Annotated in this window: 12 protein-coding genes; 2 read left to right on the forward strand and 10 right to left on the reverse strand. The window is 72.2% G+C overall.

Features of this window, described 5'->3' with window-relative positions; translation table 11 throughout:
* Nucleotides 1-50 precede the first annotated feature (50 nt).
* Together AH6_RS37580 and AH6_RS46880 are read left to right on the forward strand one after the other, a co-directional pair.
* Nucleotides 51-1190, forward strand: a complete 1140-nt coding sequence (locus AH6_RS37580) for an exonuclease SbcCD subunit D (protein WP_067490230.1) — start codon at nt 51-53, stop codon at nt 1188-1190.
* Nucleotides 1187-4153 (forward strand): AAA family ATPase, encoded by a 2967-nt coding sequence (locus AH6_RS46880; RefSeq protein ID WP_067490194.1) that lies wholly within the window; start codon nt 1187-1189, stop codon nt 4151-4153. The genes AH6_RS37580 and AH6_RS46880 overlap by 4 nt, the downstream gene beginning before the upstream one ends.
* A 139-nt stretch (nt 4154-4292) precedes the next feature.
* On the opposite strand, the gene AH6_RS37590 is transcribed toward AH6_RS46880, so the two are convergent.
* The 10 genes from AH6_RS37590 to AH6_RS37635 form a co-directional block, all read right to left on the reverse strand.
* Nucleotides 4293-5306: an AF_0692 family protein gene (locus AH6_RS37590; protein ID WP_067490197.1), complete on the reverse strand. Its 1014-nt coding sequence runs from the start codon at nt 5304-5306 to the stop codon at nt 4293-4295.
* 71 nt (nt 5307-5377) lie between these two features.
* The gene (locus tag AH6_RS37595; RefSeq protein ID WP_067490200.1) at nt 5378-6508 is read right to left on the reverse strand and encodes an NADAR family protein; all 1131 of its coding nucleotides are present in this window, start codon (nt 6506-6508) and stop codon (nt 5378-5380) included.
* A 91-nt stretch (nt 6509-6599) separates the two neighbouring features.
* Nucleotides 6600-8243 carry a GMC oxidoreductase gene (locus AH6_RS37600; RefSeq protein WP_083983849.1) on the reverse strand — a complete coding sequence of 548 codons (1644 nt, stop codon included), beginning with the start codon at nt 8241-8243 and terminating at the stop codon, nt 6600-6602.
* 137 nt (nt 8244-8380) lie between these two features.
* Entirely contained in the window at nt 8381-8746 is a 366-nt protein-coding gene (locus AH6_RS37605) for a PH domain-containing protein (RefSeq protein WP_067490203.1), read from the reverse strand.
* Nucleotides 8747-8827: 81 nt separating this feature from the next.
* The gene (locus tag AH6_RS37610; protein ID WP_067490207.1) at nt 8828-9148 is read right to left on the reverse strand and encodes a GroES family chaperonin; all 321 of its coding nucleotides are present in this window, start codon (nt 9146-9148) and stop codon (nt 8828-8830) included.
* A 9-nt stretch (nt 9149-9157) separates the two neighbouring features.
* Entirely contained in the window at nt 9158-10108 is a 951-nt protein-coding gene (locus tag AH6_RS37615) for an NAD-dependent epimerase/dehydratase family protein (RefSeq protein WP_067490210.1), read from the reverse strand.
* Between the two features lie 37 nt (nt 10109-10145).
* Nucleotides 10146-11090 (reverse strand): DMT family transporter, encoded by a 945-nt coding sequence (locus tag AH6_RS37620; RefSeq protein WP_067490213.1) that lies wholly within the window; start codon nt 11088-11090, stop codon nt 10146-10148.
* Nucleotides 11091-11183: 93 nt separating this feature from the next.
* On the reverse strand, nt 11184-11954 hold the full coding sequence (locus tag AH6_RS37625; protein WP_067490216.1) for an SDR family NAD(P)-dependent oxidoreductase: 771 nt from the start codon (nt 11952-11954) through the stop codon (nt 11184-11186).
* A gap of 21 nt (nt 11955-11975) precedes the next feature.
* A complete protein-coding gene (locus AH6_RS37630; RefSeq protein WP_067490218.1) occupies nt 11976-14915 on the reverse strand; it encodes a LamG-like jellyroll fold domain-containing protein in 2940 nt (979 codons plus the stop codon).
* Between the two features lie 124 nt (nt 14916-15039).
* Nucleotides 15040-16506, reverse strand: coding sequence for a flavin-containing monooxygenase (locus AH6_RS37635; RefSeq protein WP_067490221.1), 1467 nt, complete (start codon nt 16504-16506; stop codon nt 15040-15042).
* Between the last annotated feature and the right edge of the window lie 150 nt (nt 16507-16656).

A 16656-nucleotide genomic window follows, 5' to 3' on the forward strand; every position in this document is an offset into this window, starting at 1 on the left:
CGGCGTTTCTGGGCCGTATGCGCCCCGGTGGTGCCTAAGGTATGGGCGACATGCGATTCCTCCACACCTCCGACTGGCACCTCGGCCGATCCTTCCACCGCGAGGACCTCCTCCAGGCCCAGGCCGCCTTCGCCGACCACCTGGTCGAGACCGTCCGGGCGGAGCGGGTGGACTGCGTGCTGGTGTCCGGCGACGTCTACGACCGCGCGCTGCCCGCCGTGGACGCGGTCCGGCTCTGCGACCAGACGCTGGCGCGGCTGGTGGGGCTGGGCGCCCGCGTGGTGCTGATCGCGGGCAACCACGACTCCATGCACCGGCTGGGCTTCGGCTCGTCGCTGATGGACGCGGCCGGGGTGCACCTGCGCACCGACTTCGCGCGGGTCGGCGAGCCCGTCGTGCTCGACGGCACCGCGATCTACGGCGTGCCGTACCTGGAGCCGGAGCTGCTGCGCCACGACTGGGAGCTCGACGAGCGCAGCCACACCGCCGCGCTCACCGAGGCGATGTGCCGCGTGCGCGCCGACGCGGCCGGGCGGGCGCGCTCGGTGGTGTTGTCGCACGCGTTCGTCACCGGCGGCGAGGCCGCGCCCGAGACCAGCGACAGCGAGCGTGACATCTCGGTCGGCGGCTCCTCCAACGTGCCGGTGTCGGTGTTCGACGGCATCGACTACGTGGCGCTCGGCCACCTGCACGGGCGGCAGGCGCTCACCGACCGCGTCCGGTACTCGGGGTCGCCGCTGGCCTACTCCTTCTCCGAGGAGCGTCACCGCAAGGGCTCCTGGCTGGTCGACCTGCACGACGGCGGGATGGAGGCCGCGTTCGTGGAGGCCCCCGTGCCGCGCCGCCTGGCCCGGCTGCGCGGCCGCCTGGAGGACCTGCTGTCCGACCCGCGCCACGAGGGCGTCGAGGACCGCTGGCTCCAGGTGACGCTGACCGACGCGCGCCGCCCGTCCGCCGCGATGGAACGGCTGCGCCGCCGCTTCCCGCACACCCTCGTCCTCGGCTTCGAGCCCGAGGAGGGCCCCGGCGAGGACACCCGCACCTGGACCGAGCGCGTCAAGGGCCGCTCGGAGCTGGAGGTGGCGGGCGACTTCGTGGCCGAGGTGACCGACGGCCCCGCCGACGGCACCGAGCGCGACCTGCTGCACCGGGCGTTCGAGCACTGCCGCATCAAGGAGGCGCGGGCGTGAGGCTGCACCGGCTGGAGGTCACCGCGTTCGGTCCGTTCCCGGCGACCGAGGAGATCGACTTCGAGGCGCTGTCGGACGCCGGGCTGTTCCTCATCCAGGGCCAGACCGGCGCGGGCAAGACCAGCGTGCTGGACGCGGTCTGCTTCGCCCTCTACGGCGCGGTGCCCGGCGTCCGCAACGACGCCAAGGGCCTGCGCAGCGACCACGCCGCGCCCGGCACCGCGCCGCGCGTGGTGCTGGAGGTCACGCTGCGCGGCCGCCGCCTGCGCATCACCCGGTCGCCCGCGTGGGAGCGGCCCAAACTGCGCGGCACCGGCACCACCACCGAGAACGCCAAGGTCGTGCTGGAGGAGCACGACGGCGACTGGACGGGCCTCAGCACCCGCATCGACGAGGCCAGCGACCTGGTCGGCGGGCTGCTGGGGATGAACAAGGACCAGTTCTGCCAGGTGGCGATGTTGCCGCAGGGCGCGTTCGCCGGGTTCCTGCGGGCCGACGCCGAGGAGCGCCGCAAGGTGCTGGAGCGGCTGTTCGCCGCCGAGATCTTCACCCGCGTCGAGAAGTGGCTCGCCGACCACCGCGCCGAGGCGCACCGGAAGGCCGAGGCGCTGAGCCGCGGCGCGGAGGCCGTCGCGGGCCGGATCGCCGAGACGAGCGGAGCCGCCCTCCCCGAAGACGCCCCGATCAGCTTCCTGCCCGCCTGGGCCGCCGAGCTGACGGGCAACCACGAGGCCATTTCCGCGCAGGCCGACGCGCTGAGCAGTGAAGTCGCCGCCGACCTCGCCGCCGCCAAGGCCGCCCTGGAGCACGGCCGCGCCCTGGCCGACCGGCAGGCCCAGCACGCCGACGCGCTGCGCCGCCGCGACGTGCTGGCCGAGCGCGCCGAGGAGAAGATGCGGATCTCCTCGCGCCTGGAGGCCGCCGAGCGCGCCGGACGCGTCGCGGGCCTGATCCGGCAGACGCGCCGCCACGCCGAGAACGCCGAACGCGCCCGCCGCTACGCCGACTACACCCGCTCCCTCGTCAACGCGCTGGTCCCGCCCGGCGCGGCGGAAGACGTGCTGGCCAAAGAGGAACGCGACCGCCGCAACGAGATCGCCACGTTGGAAGGCCGCCGCGCCGACGCCGAACGGCTGCGCCGCCACGACGCCGACCGCGCCTCCCTCGCCGAGGAGCGCAGCACCCTCGAACCCCGCCGCGACGACCTGGCCGTCCGCCTCACCGCCCTGCCCGACCAGGTGAAACAGCGCGCCCAGGAGCTGGAGGCCGCCCGCCTCGCAGCCGCCGCCCGGCCCGGCGCGCGCGCCGCCGTAGCCGAAGCCGAGCGCCGCCTGACCGCAGGCCGCCGCCGAGAGACCGTCGAACGGCTCCTCGTCCAAGCCGAAGACGCCCACCGCGCCGCCACCGACACCGCGCAGGAGGCCCGCGACCGCGCCCAGACCCTGCGCCAGGAACGCCTGGACGGCATGGCCGCAGTCCTGGCCGCCGAACTGGTCGCGGGCGAACCCTGCCTGGTCTGCGGCTCGCGCGAGCACCCCGAGCCGCTGGCGACGCTCGCGATCGTCCCTGACCAGGACGAGCTGGACCGCGCCCAGGCCGAGGCCGACCGCGCCCAGGAGGCCCGCGAGAAGGCCGCGAAGCAGGTCACCGAGCTGCGCACCGAGCACGAACACCTGCTCGCGACCACCGGCGACACCACCGTCGAGGCCCTCACCGACGACCTGGACACCGCCCACTCCGCCCTCGCCACGGCCGAAGCCCACGCCGACGAGGCCGCCCGCCTGGAGACCGCCCTCCAGCAGGCCGAGCGGGAACTCGACCGCGCCCGCGCCGACCACGACGACGTCGCCCGCCGCCTCACCGAGATCCAGACCCGCGACGCCGAACTGTCCGCCGAGCAGCGCCGCCTCACCGCCGAACTCGACCGCGCGCGCGGCGACGACCCGTCCCTGGACGCCCGCGTCGCCCGCCTCACCAAGGAGGCCGACGCCCTCCAGGACGCCGTCGAGGCGGGCAAGGCCGCCGCGACCGCCGCGCAGACCCTGGCCGAGTCCCGCGAGGCCGAGGCCGTCCAGCTCGACGAGCAGGCGTTCCGCTCCGCCGACGAGGCCCTCGCCGCCGAGCTGGACGACGAGGACCAGGGCCCGCTGCGCGACAAGGTGCGCTGGTTCGACAAGGAGGACGCGATCGTCCGCGACCTCCTGGGCAACCGCGACCTCACCGCCGCAGCAGCCGAACCCGCCCCCGACCCGGCCGCGTTGCAGGGCGCGCTGGAGCTGGCCGAGGCCGCCCACACCGCCGCCGCGTCCGCCGCCGACCAGGCGCGCCGCCGCTACGGCCGCCTCACCGAACTGCGCGCCGACCTGCGGACCGCCGTGGACACGTGGCATCCAGCAGCCGAGGAATATCGAGTCGCCGAGCGTATGGCGGGCCTGACCTCAGGAAAGTCGTCGGCCAACCGCCGTTCCATGTCCCTGTCGGCCTACGTGCTGGCGGCCCGCCTGGAGCAGGTGGTCGCCGCCGCCAACGAGCGCCTCGCGCGCATGTCGGCGGGCCGGTACGAGCTGGCGCACACCATCGACAAGGCCGCTGGCGTCCGCAAGAAGGGCGCGGGCGGCCTGGGCCTGCGCGTGGTCGACTCGTGGACGGGCCTGGACCGCGATCCGGCGACGCTGTCGGGCGGCGAGTCGTTCATCACCTCCCTCGCCCTGGCCCTCGGCCTCGCCGACGTGGTGACGGCCGAGGCGGGCGGCGCGGAGATCAACACGCTGTTCGTGGACGAGGGCTTCGGCACCCTGGACGAGCAGTCGCTCGACGAGGTGATGGACGTGCTGGACGGCCTGCGCGACGGCGGCCGCGCCGTCGGCATCGTCAGCCACGTCGCCGAACTGCGCGCCCGCATCCCGGCCCAACTCCGCCTGACCAAGGGCCGTACGGGCTCTACGGCACGAGTCTGGACCTGACCTCGGCGACCAGCTGGCCGCGCGAGGACCTGCCGGTCGACCAGCAGCGGGATCTCAGTCTCCCCGGTGGCGTCCAGCAGGAAGACGGCGGCCTCGCCGTAGGCGTGGTGCACCGAAGCCCCGTCGAGAGCGGCGAAGGTCATGCATCCGCACGGTAACGGACGGGACCGACATCCGAGCGCCGCGCCGCCCATGCGGTCAGCGCCGCCACGCCCAGCAGCGCGACGGTGTTGTGCGTGTACTGCCGCACCGGTCCCACGTCCCCGAGCGGCGTCACGAAGAACGCCGACACCGCCATGGCCAGCCCCGCGCCGCCCGCCAGCGCGACCATGTGCCGCCGTCCCCACCGCACCGACCGCGAGCACAACCCGACGCCCGCCGCCGCCAGCACCAGCAGCGCCACGCACCCGGCGAAGCCCGCCCACGTGGACGGCATCAGGTTGAACCCGACCGCACACCCCAGCGCCGCCGCGCCGACGATCCAGGGGCCCGGCACCGCGAAGTCGCGCCGCGTCCCCGTCCGCCGCCCGAACACCACACCCCCGACCAGCAGCACCAGCGCCACCCCCGCCGCCGACGCCACCTGCCGCCCCGACGCCATGTCGCTGGCGTGCTTCAGATGGTCGCCCAGGATCAGCGCGGCCGCCGCCAGGTACAGCAGCCCCGCCACCAGCAGTCCCGGCCACCGCAACCACGGCTCCCGCCCTCGCTCGCCCGCCAGCGCCTCGACCAGCACGATCGGCGCGCAGAAGCTCCAGACCACGTGCCCGACGACGAACGACGTCGCCATGTACGGCGCGAACCCCAGCGGCTCGATCAGCGTCGGCCGCAACATCTCGTCCCAGTAGGGCACCTCGCGGTAGCTCATCGCGAACATGCTCTGGTCCACGACCCCCGCCTGCACGATCCCGGCGGCCGTCGCCATCGCCACCACGCCCGGCCACCCGACGCCCAGCCGCCGCGCCGCCTCCCGGATCAGCAGCGCGACGCACCCGTACAGCGGCCCCAAAAGCAGCAGCCCGCCCAGCAGCGCCAGCGGGTCGCCGGTGGTGGAGTCGTAGCCGGACAACGACTCGGCGAACAAAGGCGACAGCACGACCAGCCCGAGCGCGGCCGCCCGCCGCGCCCAGCGGTCCCGTTCAAAGATCTTCACGCCCGCAGCGTCGCGCGCCGCGCCGCGCCCCGGCGACGGCCACAAGGCCGCCCCGCATCGACCAAAGTCGCCTAGAGCATGGCCATCCGGCGCACCCGGAGCTCCGACCGCACCAGCTCCAGCAGCCGCCCCACCCAGTTGCGCCCCTCGCGGTCGCTACTCCAGAAACGGGTCGGCCCGAAGCTGTAGAAGAGGCGGCCGTCCCCGGTGGCCAGCAGCACCTCCGCCAGCTCCGGATGCTGGTCGAACTTGGCGCGCAGCAGATCCGCCATGACCGCCAGCCGGATCTGCGGCCACTCCTCCCGCACCGGCTCCTGCTCGGCCAGCTCCCGCGCGGCCCTGGTGCTGTCAGCGGCGCGGACACGCTCCCGCAGTCCGGCGTCACCGACCGACAGCGCCCAGTACGCGTGCTCGACGGTCGGATACGCCGCCCCGCCGTAGGTGAACGGCGCCGGGTACTCGTTGCGCAGCCCGTGGCTCTGCGGATACATGGGCCGCCCGAAGTTGAGGACGATCGTGGGCGACGCGGTCTCTTCGCGCTCGTCGAACCGCGCGCTCTCCCGCCGCTCCGACTCCCACCCGGCGAAGTAGTCGAAGGCCCACTGCCGCTCCCGCTCGCCAATGACCAGGCACCCGTCCCGCATCTCGGCGTCGTCGGCGTCCTCCAACTCGTAGGTGGTGTAGGTGTCGCACACCTCGCCGATCTCGGCGGCCAGCACGCGCAGCGGAGCGTCGCGGTAGTCCATGTCGCCCAGCGCATAGACGCGGCGATGCTCGGGGATCTCCTCGTAGGCCGCCCGCAGCGCGATCCGGTCGGCTTCCTGCCGCGACCCGACGTACTTCAGCGCGGCGTCCAGGCACCGGTGCGTGGAGTCCGGTCGCCCGTTCAGCTCTTCGATGGTGTCCGCGACCTCGCCGAGCAGTTCTTCGGTCGTGACCCACACCTGCGGTTCGGTGAAGCGCCAGCTCGCCAGCTCGTGGATCGAGGCCCGCCCGCCGTCCGGCAGGTTCGTGGCGATCCGGCCCTCGTCGAGCTTGCGGCGCAGGCCGTCCAGGTCCGTCCACTCCCAGCAGTAGATCGCGCCGTCGGCGTAGATCCCCATGTTGGCCAGGTAGTGGTCGCCGTTGCGGAGGAACACGGGCCGGAGCTTGCCCTCGATGCGCTCCCCGTCCACGACGCGGTAGGTCCGATAGTGCGACATCCGCCCAGATTAGGGAAGGGAGGGCCCGCCCGGGGGAGGGGACGGGCGGCCGGCCACACGCGCCCGTGGCCGGCTGTGCGTCGAGGCGTCGCTACAGGTCGGTAGCGATGATCTTCTCGATGTTCCGTTCGGCGAGCGCCGTGATGGTCACGAACGGGTTGACGCTGGTGTTGCCGGGGATCAGGGCGCCGTCGATGACGTACAGCCCCGGGTGGCCGTGCAGACGGCCGTGGTTGTCGGTGGCCCTGTTCAGCACCGCGCCGCCGAGCGGGTGGTAGGTGAGGTGGTCGCCCCAGATCTTGGCGGTGCCGAACAGGTCGGTCCGGTAGATCGTGCCCTCCTTGCGGTTGATCTTGTCGAAGATCGACTTGGCCATGTCGATGGACGGCTGCTTCCAGGCCGTCTGCCAGTTCAGGTCCGCGCGCCCGGCCGAGGCGTTCCAGGAGAACTGGCCCCGGTTCGGGTTCTTGGTGATCGCCAGGTAGAAGGACGCGTAGGTCTCGATCCCCGTCGGCAGCGGCGCGACCTCGGCGAACGCCCCTCCGGCGGCCCAGTTGTCGATGCCGCCGGTCGGGATGGACGCCTGGAGCGAGCCGGTCGGGTCCCACAGGTGGTTGGCGCGGCCGCACATGACGTTGCCGTTGTCGCCCCAGCCCTTGCCGATCTCGCCGTTGAGGTTCGGCAGCGCGCCGGTGGCCTTCAGCTTCACCAGCAGCTTGCTGGTGCCGACGCTGCCCGCGGCGAAGAACACCCGGTCGGCCGTCACGGTCTTGGTGGCGGCGGTGTCGCCGGTGGTGGTGAGCTGGTCGATGACGACGGTGTAGCCGCCGCCGGCCGCCGGGGCGACCGAGGTGACCTTGTGCAGCGGCGAGATGGTGACCCGGCCGGTCGCCCTGACCCGGGCGAGGTAGGTCTGCTGCAACGACCGCTTGCCGTGGTTGTTGCCGTAGAGGATCTCCCCGGCCAGCGCCGACTTCGGCACGGTCCCGGCCGCCTCCTGCTGCATGTAGTCCCAGTCGTAGACGGTGGGCACGAAGACGAACGGGAAGCCGGACCGCTGGGCGTGCTTGCGGCCGACCCGCGTGTACTGGTAGCAGGCCGCGCTCTCGAACCAGGCCGGGTCGATGACGCTCGCCCCGAGCCCGGCGTTGGCGCGCGGGTAGTAGGTGCCGTACATCTCGTCGGCGTTCACCGACGGCAGGATGGCGCCGAAGTTCTCCCGCTTGGGCGTGACGGCCATGCCGCCGTTGACCAGCGAGCCGCCGCCGACGCCGCGGCCCTGGTAGACGATGATGCCGCCGAACTCCTCGGCGTCCAGGACGCCGGTGTAGCGGGGGATCGTGCGGTCGATCGGGAAGCCGAGGAAGTTGCTGAGCGGCTGCTTGCTCTTGGTGCGCAGCCAGTAGGACCGGCCATCCGGGCTGGTGGTGTTGGCGAAGATCTTGCCGTCGGAGCCCGGGGTGTCCCAGGCCATGCCCATCTCGACCATGTGCACGTTGACGCCCGCCTCGGCGAGCCGCAGCGCGGCGACCGAGCCGCCGTACCCGGTGCCGATCACCAGGACCGGGACGTGCGCCCCGGCGGGGATCGACGCGGCCGTCGAGACGGTGGCCGCACAGGCGGTGGCGGCGCGGCCACCGAGGGCGGCGACACCGAGGATAGAACCTGTTCCAGCGATGAAACCGCGCCGCGACAAGCCCGGGGAGCGGGCTTCACGCGGGGATACGTCGTCCATGTGACGCACCTCACTCTCGTTGAGTGAGAACATGTTCTACATAGAATGTGAGACACGTCACTACCTACTCAAAAGTAACTTTCGGCAGGCCGCGCACCGCCGCCACCACACTCGGAGCGATCTCCGCTCCCCGGCGCTCAGGAGATGTGCTGGAGGATGACGTCGTGCACGTGGTGGCTCTTGTGGTCGCCGCGGAACTCCACCACGTAGGTCTGCGTGCCGACGTGCACCGCGATCGACCCGGTGGAGAAGTAGCCCCCCGCCCACGACTTGTTGCTCAGCACGCTCACCGACGTGATCTTGTTGTAGGGGATGCTGGTCAGCGCGACCTTCTTGCCGACGAACGAGGTGTCCTGCACGATCACCCGCCGGTCGGTGAGGCCGATGAAGCCGGTCCCGGTGCCGATCGCGTCGTAGACGGCCACGATCTGCTCCCCGGGCAGCAGCCCGCTCTCGATCTGCTTGAGCTGCCCGGATCGGTCGTGCGGGACGCGGCTGGCCATGCGCGGCTCCTCGGCTCGGGGGCCGGGCGGCGCGCCCGGCGCTCTCGTCCGGAAAACGGACGGCCGGTGACCGGGGTTCCGCTACAGGTAGAGGCCGGTGCCGTGCTCGGGGCGCTCGTTGGCGATGGCGTGCAGGTCGCGTTCCCGCATGACCAGGTAGTTCTCGCCCTGGATCTCGACCTCGTACTGGTCCTCGGGGTGGAACAACACCCGGTCGCCGACCTTGACGGTGCGCGCGTGGTGCCCGACCCCGCAGACCTCGCCCCAGTGCAGCCGGTTGGACTGCTCCACGGTGGCCGGGATGACGATGCCACCGGAGCTGCGGCGCTCGCCCGCGTCCTTGTCACTCCGGATCATGACGCGGTCGTGCAACATCTGGACTTCGAACTTGGACTCCGACACGCTGGGAGTTTATCCGCCCGCCGGGTGCAGGGCGGCCCACGCGTCGGCGACGATCTCGGGCAGCGCCGAGCGTCCGGGCCGCCAGCCGAGGTCGCGGCCGATCGCGGCGGCGTCGCTCAGCAGCAGCGGCGGCTCGGGCTGCGGCGGCCGGTGCACCACCGGCACGGGCCGCCCGGTGACCTTCGCGACGGTCTCCACCACCTCGGCCACCGACGCGCCCGCGCCGCTCCCGACGTTGTAGACGCGCTCCTCGCCGGGCCGGGCCGCCTCGACGGCCGCCACGTGCGCGGCGGCCAGGTCGTCCACGTGCAGGTACTCGCGCACGGCCGCGCCGTCGCCGTTGACCTCCAGGTGCGGGGCCCGCCCGTCGGCCACCGCCAGGGCGCGCGGGATCAGCCGGGTCGGGTCGGGGTCGGGGCGGCCGTCCACCGACCCGGACACGTTGAAGGTGCGCAGCACCACCGCGCCGATCGCGCCGGTGCGCGCGTAGAAGCGGACGACCTCCTCGGCGGCGAGCTTGGACGCCCCGTAGGGGCTGGTCGGCGCGGGCGGCTGCGCCTCGGAGATGGGCTGCCGGTCGGGCGTGCCGTACACGGCGGCCGTCGAGCCGTACACCACGCGCGTGGGCGGTGTCGCCGACCCGTCCGCGCGCACCGGCGGCAGCGCCCGCAGCAGGTTGACGGTGCCCTGCACGTTCACGGTGAAGAAGCCCAGCGGGTCGGCGAACGACTCGCGCACCCGCGTCAGCGCCGCCAGGTGGCACACCGCGTCGTAGGGGCCGTCCAGCACCGCCGCCAGCCCCGCCGGGTCCAGCAGGTCGCCGATGATCGGTTGCACGCCCGGCGGCAGCGGCCGCCCCGGGTCGCGCACCAGCCCCGACACCCGGTGCCCGGCGTCGCGCAGCCGCCGCCCCACCGCGTACCCCACGTACCCCGCCGCACCCGTGACCAGCACCCGCATGGCAGCTCCTCCCCGTCTCCCTCCAGCATCCCCGCCGTCAGCCGGGCGAAGCAACGCGCGAGCCGGATCCCTCCACGCCGCGGTCGGCGTCGCGCTCGTAGCGGGGGAAGGCCGCCAGCGCCGCCAGCGCCAGCGCGAAACCGCCGGTGCGCAGCGCGAACGGCACCGTCTCGCGCGGCCAGGAGTCGCCGAACAGCACCATGCTGCTCACCACCAGGTAGGTGCGGCCGATCACGGTCAGCACCGTCGCCACGACCGCGACCCGGCAGCGCTGCAACGCCACCTGGAGCTGGCCGAGCGCGATCGCCGCCATCCCGACCGTCAGGTAGGGGTAGGGCGACTCCAGCACGGCCTGCACGCTGCGGGTGCCGTCGTAGACGATCGACATGCCGCGGATCCCGGCCTCGGCGAGCCCGGCGCAGGCGCCCGCGCCGATCCCGTAGGCGACCCCGGCGAGCCGGCGGGCGTGCCGGCCGCCCGCGCGCCGGTCGCCGACCAGCCACACCAGCCCCGCGACCACGATGGCCGGGGCCATCACGCCCAGCATCAGCCACGGGTCCCGGAGCGTCCCCACCAGCGTGGCGTCGGCGGCGGGCCGCCCCGCGCCGTCGGCCGACAGCCCGATCAGCACGGTGGCCAGCATGAACAGCGCGACGCTGGTCCACTCGCGGGCGCTGAGCCGCTCGCCCAGCACCAGCACCGCGTACCCGACCAGCGGCACCAGCCCGAGCGCGAACACCGGCTGCGCGACCGCCAGCGACACCGCCGAGAACGCCACCACCTCGTAGGCCAGCCCGACGAACAGGACCACCCCGCCGACCAGCCACACCGGGCTGGTCAGCATGTGCCGCGCCACGTGGAACGGGCGGCTGCCGCGCAGCGGGGGCATCCGCGCCCCGGCGGCCCGGAACACCAGGAACGCGGCGTAGTAGGCGGTGGTCGCCAGCAGTGCCAGGGCGGCGTAGCCCAGGTCGCGAGCCATCGGGGTGGGACCTCTCGGTAGACCGTCGCCGGCGCGCCCCCGGACCGGCGATCAGTAACCCTGCCGTGCCGGACCGCCGGGTGACAAGACCGGTCAGTCGTAGCGGCGGCCGGTGCGCGACGACAACCGCCCGGCCAGCCCGCTCGGCACGATCTTGGCGAACCCCACGATCGCCTTGTACTGCGCGCCGGGCACGCTGACGGCGGTGCCGCGCCGCAGGTCGCGCAGGGCGGTGTCCACGACCGCGTCCCGGTCCAGCCACATGAAGTCCGGGATGCCCGACACGTCCATCTGGGCGCGCTCGTGGAACTCGGTGCGCACGAACCCCGGGCACAGCGCCATCACGCGCACGCCCGCGCCGCCCTCGCGGCCCTTGATGTCCTGCGCGACGCCCTGGCTGAAGCTCACGACCCACGCCTTGGACGCGCCGTAGGTGCCGCGCGAGGCGAACGCCGCCACCGACGACACGTTGACGATCCCGCCCCGCCCGCGCGCCAGCATCCCGGGCAGCGCCGCGTGGGTGAGCCGCAGCACGGCCTCGCAGTGCACCTTCAGCATGGTGGTCTCGTCGGACACCGGGACGTTGAGGAAGGTGCCCCTGTTGCCGAACCCGGCGTTGTTGACCAGCAGGTCCACGCCCTTGGCGAGCCGGTCCTCGGCGGCGGAGATCCCGTCGTCGGTGGCGAGGTCGGCCACCAGCGTCCGGGCGGCGACGCCGTACCGGTCGCCCAGCTCGCGGGCGGAGGCGTCCAGGCGGGCGGCGTCGCGGGCGAGCAGGACGAGGTCGAACCCGTCGGCGGCCAGGCGGCTGGCGAACGCGGCACCGATCCCCGCGGTGGCGCCGGTGATGAGAGCAGTCGGCATGCCCCGAGCCTAGGGCCTGCCTCAGGCGGGCACCGAGGGGCGGTAGGGCCGCTGCTCCTCGACGATCTTGTCTTCGGGCAGGTCCACCAGGTCCGACATCGTCTTGTTGCTGATGCCCTCGTCCTTGACGGCGGCGAAGAACCGGTGGGCCGCGGGGCCGTACATCTCCTCCATCCGGTCGAGGTACTCGGCCCGCAACGTGATGGCGTGGTAGGCGATCTTGATCGCCTGCGGCCCGTCCTTGACGGCGCGCCGCACGAAGTCGAACAGCGCCGCCGAGCTCTGGAACGGCGGCCGGAAGTCGTTGATCTGGCACCACTCGGCGAACCCCAGGCCGTAGCGGCCGAACAGCAGCACCGTGAAGCCGTAGCCCGTGGGCTTCTTCTCGTGCGGGGCGTCGTCGAGGGTCACCATCGGCTCGCAGATGTACAGCAGCCGGTTGCTCATCTGGTGGCACTGGCCGTCCCGGTTGATCCGGCCGCTGGAGCGGATGCCGCACGTCTGCACGCCGTTGACGTCGTTGTGGCCGTAGACCGGCTGGTAGGGGTGCTCGGCGTCGATGCCGTAGCGGGTCGCCATCTTCACGGCGGTGTGCAGCGAGCAGTGCGAAGTGATCACGTCCTGCGTGGTGCCCGGCCCCTCGTGCCCGCCCCCGTTGTCGAAGAAGGTGGTGAGCCCCGAACCCCGCACCCGGTTCCAGGTGTGGTCGGCCCAGCCCCGTGTCATCTCGTCCTGCGTCGGGGCCTTGCCGACGCTCATCGTTGAGTCGGCGCCGCTCGCCACCGGGTAGGGCAGCTGGATGTAGATCTGGGACGGCATCACGATCTGCGTGCCCGCGCCCTTGGGGGCCTGGTAGTAGGTCGCGGCGGCCGAGGGGTCGTAGACCTGGACGGCGTCCACCAGCCAGTTGTCGTTCCAGAGCCAGTTGCCGCCCCCGTACCGGACGTTGATCCCGTGGATCGCGCCGACGTTGGCGAGCGTGACCTTGAACTCGTCCATGTTCCCGCTCTCGAACGGGTCGGAGTGGGTGCGCGACTTCTTGAGCTCGACGTACTTGCTGCTCCCCGCGTCGCCGACGAGGGCGATCTCGACCTTGTCGTCGGTGCCGCTGAAGTAGGAGTCGGCGGTGTAGAAGCGGACGGTGTACTCGATGGTCTTGGCCGCCGCGACCTCGGGAACGGCCCGCGCGCCGGCGGCGGTCGGCCGGTAGGGGGCCATGGTCCAGTGGCACTCGGTCTGGTGCTCGTCGCTGCGGCCCAGCACCAGGACGCCGTCCCTGCTCATCTTCACCGGCAGGTGGGAGGAGGCGTGCAGCAGCCGTCCCTGGTCGAAGACGAAGTCCTGGGCGGCGCTGCCGGGGTTGAGCTTGGCCATCGTGAGGGTCGCGCCGGGGGCGGCCCGCCCGCTGACCGCGAGCGCCGCGCCGTTGGCGGCGTTGACCAGGTTGGAGCGGACGCGGTACCAGAGCTCGGCGGGGGCGTCGTCGGCCTTGGGGACGGCGCGGACCTGCATGTAGCCGGCGCCGCCGGAGGCCAGAATCTGCGACTGCCTGCCGTTCCAGATGAACTGGGGATTGGACAGGGTGACGAACTGCTGGGCCGGGTCGGTGTGCCGGGAGACGGCCAGGACCAGCCGGGCCGGTACGGGCACGTGATCCACCGCGAGCGCCAGGTTGGGGGAGCCGACCGGCCGGATCACACCGTCGCCGCCGAACGTCCAGGACTGCCCTTTGGGATCGGCGCCCAACTCGTCGAGGACGACCTCCGTCCCCGGGATGCGGTCCCCCTGGACGCTGATCGCCAGACCGGAGCGCATCTGCAGGATCCGGGAATCGTCGTAGAGGCAGTAGTGCTCATTCACCTCAACCGTCTTGGGCGCCAGCGTGACCGGGGCACCGGGCCGATCGTCCGGCGTGTACAGAATTTCTCCGGAACCGATGTTGAGCAGCATCCCGCAACCGGTGCGCTGGGGCATGAGCACACCGCGATAGTCGACCCGCGCCCCACCGGCCGACCGGAACCAGCCCTGGAAGCAGTAGCGCGACTGCGGATCGTCGGCCCAGTAGGCGGCGTCGGAACCCGAGAGGACGAAGGTGACGCTGCCCTGCGTCAGGTTCCCTTCGGCCGGCCAGGTGACGGTGTTCCCGTCGATCACCGCGCCGACCAGCACCTGATCACCTTGGATGACGTAACCGGCACCGGTCAGCCGCAACCCCGAGGCAGGCGACCAACCACCCTGCTCGCGCGCCGCAGCGTCATAGCGGCCGGCGAACAGGAAGAGCATGGGAGGCGCGTCACCCGGCCCCAAGGGCGGCGCGTCGGTGGAGGGCGCCACCACACCCTCGGGATGGGCGGTGTTCCGAGTAGAGGTGAAGTCGAGCGGCTGGCCACCCTCCAGCGGCCAGTAACCGGCCAGCCCCGCCGTGCCGGGCGGCAGCGAGGTACCGAGCGCCGCGACGATCTCCTGAGCGGCCCGAGCACGGTTCCACAACCGGACCTCGGCGAGCGAACCGGCGAACTCCCGGTACTGCTCCTGTTGCCGGTCGAGGATGCCGAAGGTCAGCCGCTGGGGATTGTCCACGTTCAGAGGCGGCAGGGCGTCGCCGCTGGAACTGCCGTCCAGAGCGACGCCGTCGAGGTAGAGAGCAATAGTGGTGCCCTGGCGCACCGCCGCCACGTGGTGCCAGACGCCGTCGCACACGGCCGTCGCGACGCTGTCGAACCGGAAGGTGCCCCGCCCGTCGCCGGTGACGAACCCGATCGTCCCGTCCGGCCGCGCCACCAGCCAGAACCCGCCCTCACCGGGCCCGTCGTCGATGCCCTTCTTGCCGACGACGGTGCCGCCGGCCAGGGTCCTCACCCACGCCTCGACGGTGAAGTCCCCGGTCCCGAAGGAGTACTCGGCGCAGTGACCCGCGAACAGGTGACCGCCGTTCTCCAGATGGTAGGAAGCCAGCCCCATGGTTCCTCCTGCGGTCGCCACACGCGGGAGCACCTCCCAACCGAAGGGACACCCGGCCTGATACAGGGAGAAATGCCCCTTCGTGAGCATCGCTACGAACAGCGGACGGTAAAGAAGTCCCTGCTCAGGAAGCGGACGCCCGGCGCGCGACGAAGTCCCGGGGATCGGGCCGCCGGGTCGCCCTGCGGTAGGCGAAGGTGAAACCGGGCCAGTTGTTGACGACCTTGCCGCTGGAGGTCATGTACCAGCTGTCGCAACCGGCCTCCCAGACGGTGCTGCGGAGACGCTCCCGCATCTCGCGGCCGAAGGCGTCCTGGACGTCGGGCCGTACGTCGATCCAGTCGAGCCCGTTGCGGCGGATGGCCTCCACGCAGCCCATGACGTACCGGAACTGGGACTCCAGCATGTAGATGATGCTGTTGTGGCCGAGGTTGGTGTACGGCCCGTACAGCAGGAAGAGGTTGGGGAAGCCGCTGACGGTGATGCCGAGATGGGCCTCGGCGCCGTCGCGCCAGCGCTCGTTGAGCTCCCGCCCGCCCCGGCCGGTGACCTTCATGGGGGCCAGGAAACCGGTGGACTGGAAGCCGGTGGCGTAGACGAGCACGTCCGCGGGATGCTCGACACCGTCGCGGGTGACGACACCCGCCGGGACGACGCGATCGATCCCCTCGGTCACCAGCTCGACGTTCGCCCTGGTGAGCGCCGGATAGTAGTCGTTGGAGATGAGGATGCGCTTGCAGCCCATGGGGTAGTCGGGCTCCAGCCTGGCGCGCAGCCCGGGATCAGGGACCTGGGCGTGCATGTTCTTGCGGAAGCGGTCGGCCATCACCTTCATCAGCTTCGGGTACTTCACGAAGCCGAGGGCCCGCGACTCGTAGCGGGCGTAAATCTTGGCGCGACTGAGCCCGTGCGCACCGGGCACCGACGCCAGAACGGACTTCTCCCACTCCCGATAGGGCCGGTCGGGCTTCTCGATGACGTAGGGAGCGGACCGCTGGAAGACCGTCAACCGCTCGGCGACCCGGGCGATCTCGGGGACGATCTGGATGGCGCTGGCCCCTGTCCCGATCACGGCCACACGCTTGCCCGCGAGATCCACGTCGTGATCCCAGCGCGCCGAGTGGAAGCCGGCTCCGGCGAACGATTCGCGCCCTGCGATCGAGGGCAGCGCGGGCCGGTTGAGCTGCCCGCAGGCGGAGACGAGAATCCGCGCGGACAACTCCCCGTCATTGGTGGAAAGCCGCCACAGCGCAGCGCCCTCATCGAACCGAGCCTCGATGACCTCGGTGCCGAACCGAACGCGCGGCAGCACCTCGTACTTGCGGGCGCAGTGCCAGAGGTACTCCAGGATCTCGGCCTGCGGCGGGAACCGGCGGCTCCAGTCGGTCTTGGGCTCGAAGGAGAACGAGTAGAGATGAGAGGGCACGTCGCAGGCGGCACCGGGATAGGTGTTGTCGCGCCAGGTGCCACCGAGCCCGCCGGCCTTCTCCAGGACGACCACATCGTGGACACCGGCCTGCTTCAGCCGGATCGCCATGCCGATGCCGCCGAACCCGCTCCCGACGATCACCACGCTGTGCGCCGTGCCCATGTGCCGCCCCGAATCTCGTTCTGCCGCCGACGCCCCGAGCGTAGATGACCATCAGGTCACCTGAACAGACCAAGCCACAGCCCCCACACCCGAGGCCCACCCTCGCGACCCCAGGGGGTGCAGGGGGACGGAGTCCCCCTGCCGGGGACA

Origin of the sequence: Actinomadura hibisca NBRC 15177 (assembly GCF_001552635.1) — a bacterium.
GTDB lineage: Bacteria > Actinomycetota > Actinomycetes > Streptosporangiales > Streptosporangiaceae > Spirillospora > Spirillospora hibisca.

Bases quoted from the DNA above. Each gene is read 5' to 3' on its own strand.
- AH6_RS37580 (WP_067490230.1), top strand. From the start codon at position 51: ATGCGATTCCTCCACACCTCCGACTGGCACCTCGGCCGATCCTTCCAC.
- AH6_RS37595 (WP_067490200.1), bottom strand. From the start codon at position 6,508: ATGTCGCACTATCGGACCTACCGCGTCGTGGACGGGGAGCGCATCGAG.
- AH6_RS37600 (WP_083983849.1), bottom strand. From the start codon at position 8,243: ATGGACGACGTATCCCCGCGTGAAGCCCGCTCCCCGGGCTTGTCGCGG.
- AH6_RS37605 (WP_067490203.1), bottom strand. From the start codon at position 8,746: ATGGCCAGCCGCGTCCCGCACGACCGATCCGGGCAGCTCAAGCAGATC.
- AH6_RS37615 (WP_067490210.1), bottom strand. From the start codon at position 10,108: ATGCGGGTGCTGGTCACGGGTGCGGCGGGGTACGTGGGGTACGCGGTG.
- AH6_RS37620 (WP_067490213.1), bottom strand. From the start codon at position 11,090: ATGGCTCGCGACCTGGGCTACGCCGCCCTGGCACTGCTGGCGACCACC.
- AH6_RS37625 (WP_067490216.1), bottom strand. From the start codon at position 11,954: ATGCCGACTGCTCTCATCACCGGCGCCACCGCGGGGATCGGTGCCGCG.
- AH6_RS37630 (WP_067490218.1), bottom strand. From the start codon at position 14,915: ATGGGGCTGGCTTCCTACCATCTGGAGAACGGCGGTCACCTGTTCGCG.
- AH6_RS37635 (WP_067490221.1), bottom strand. From the start codon at position 16,506: ATGGGCACGGCGCACAGCGTGGTGATCGTCGGGAGCGGGTTCGGCGGC.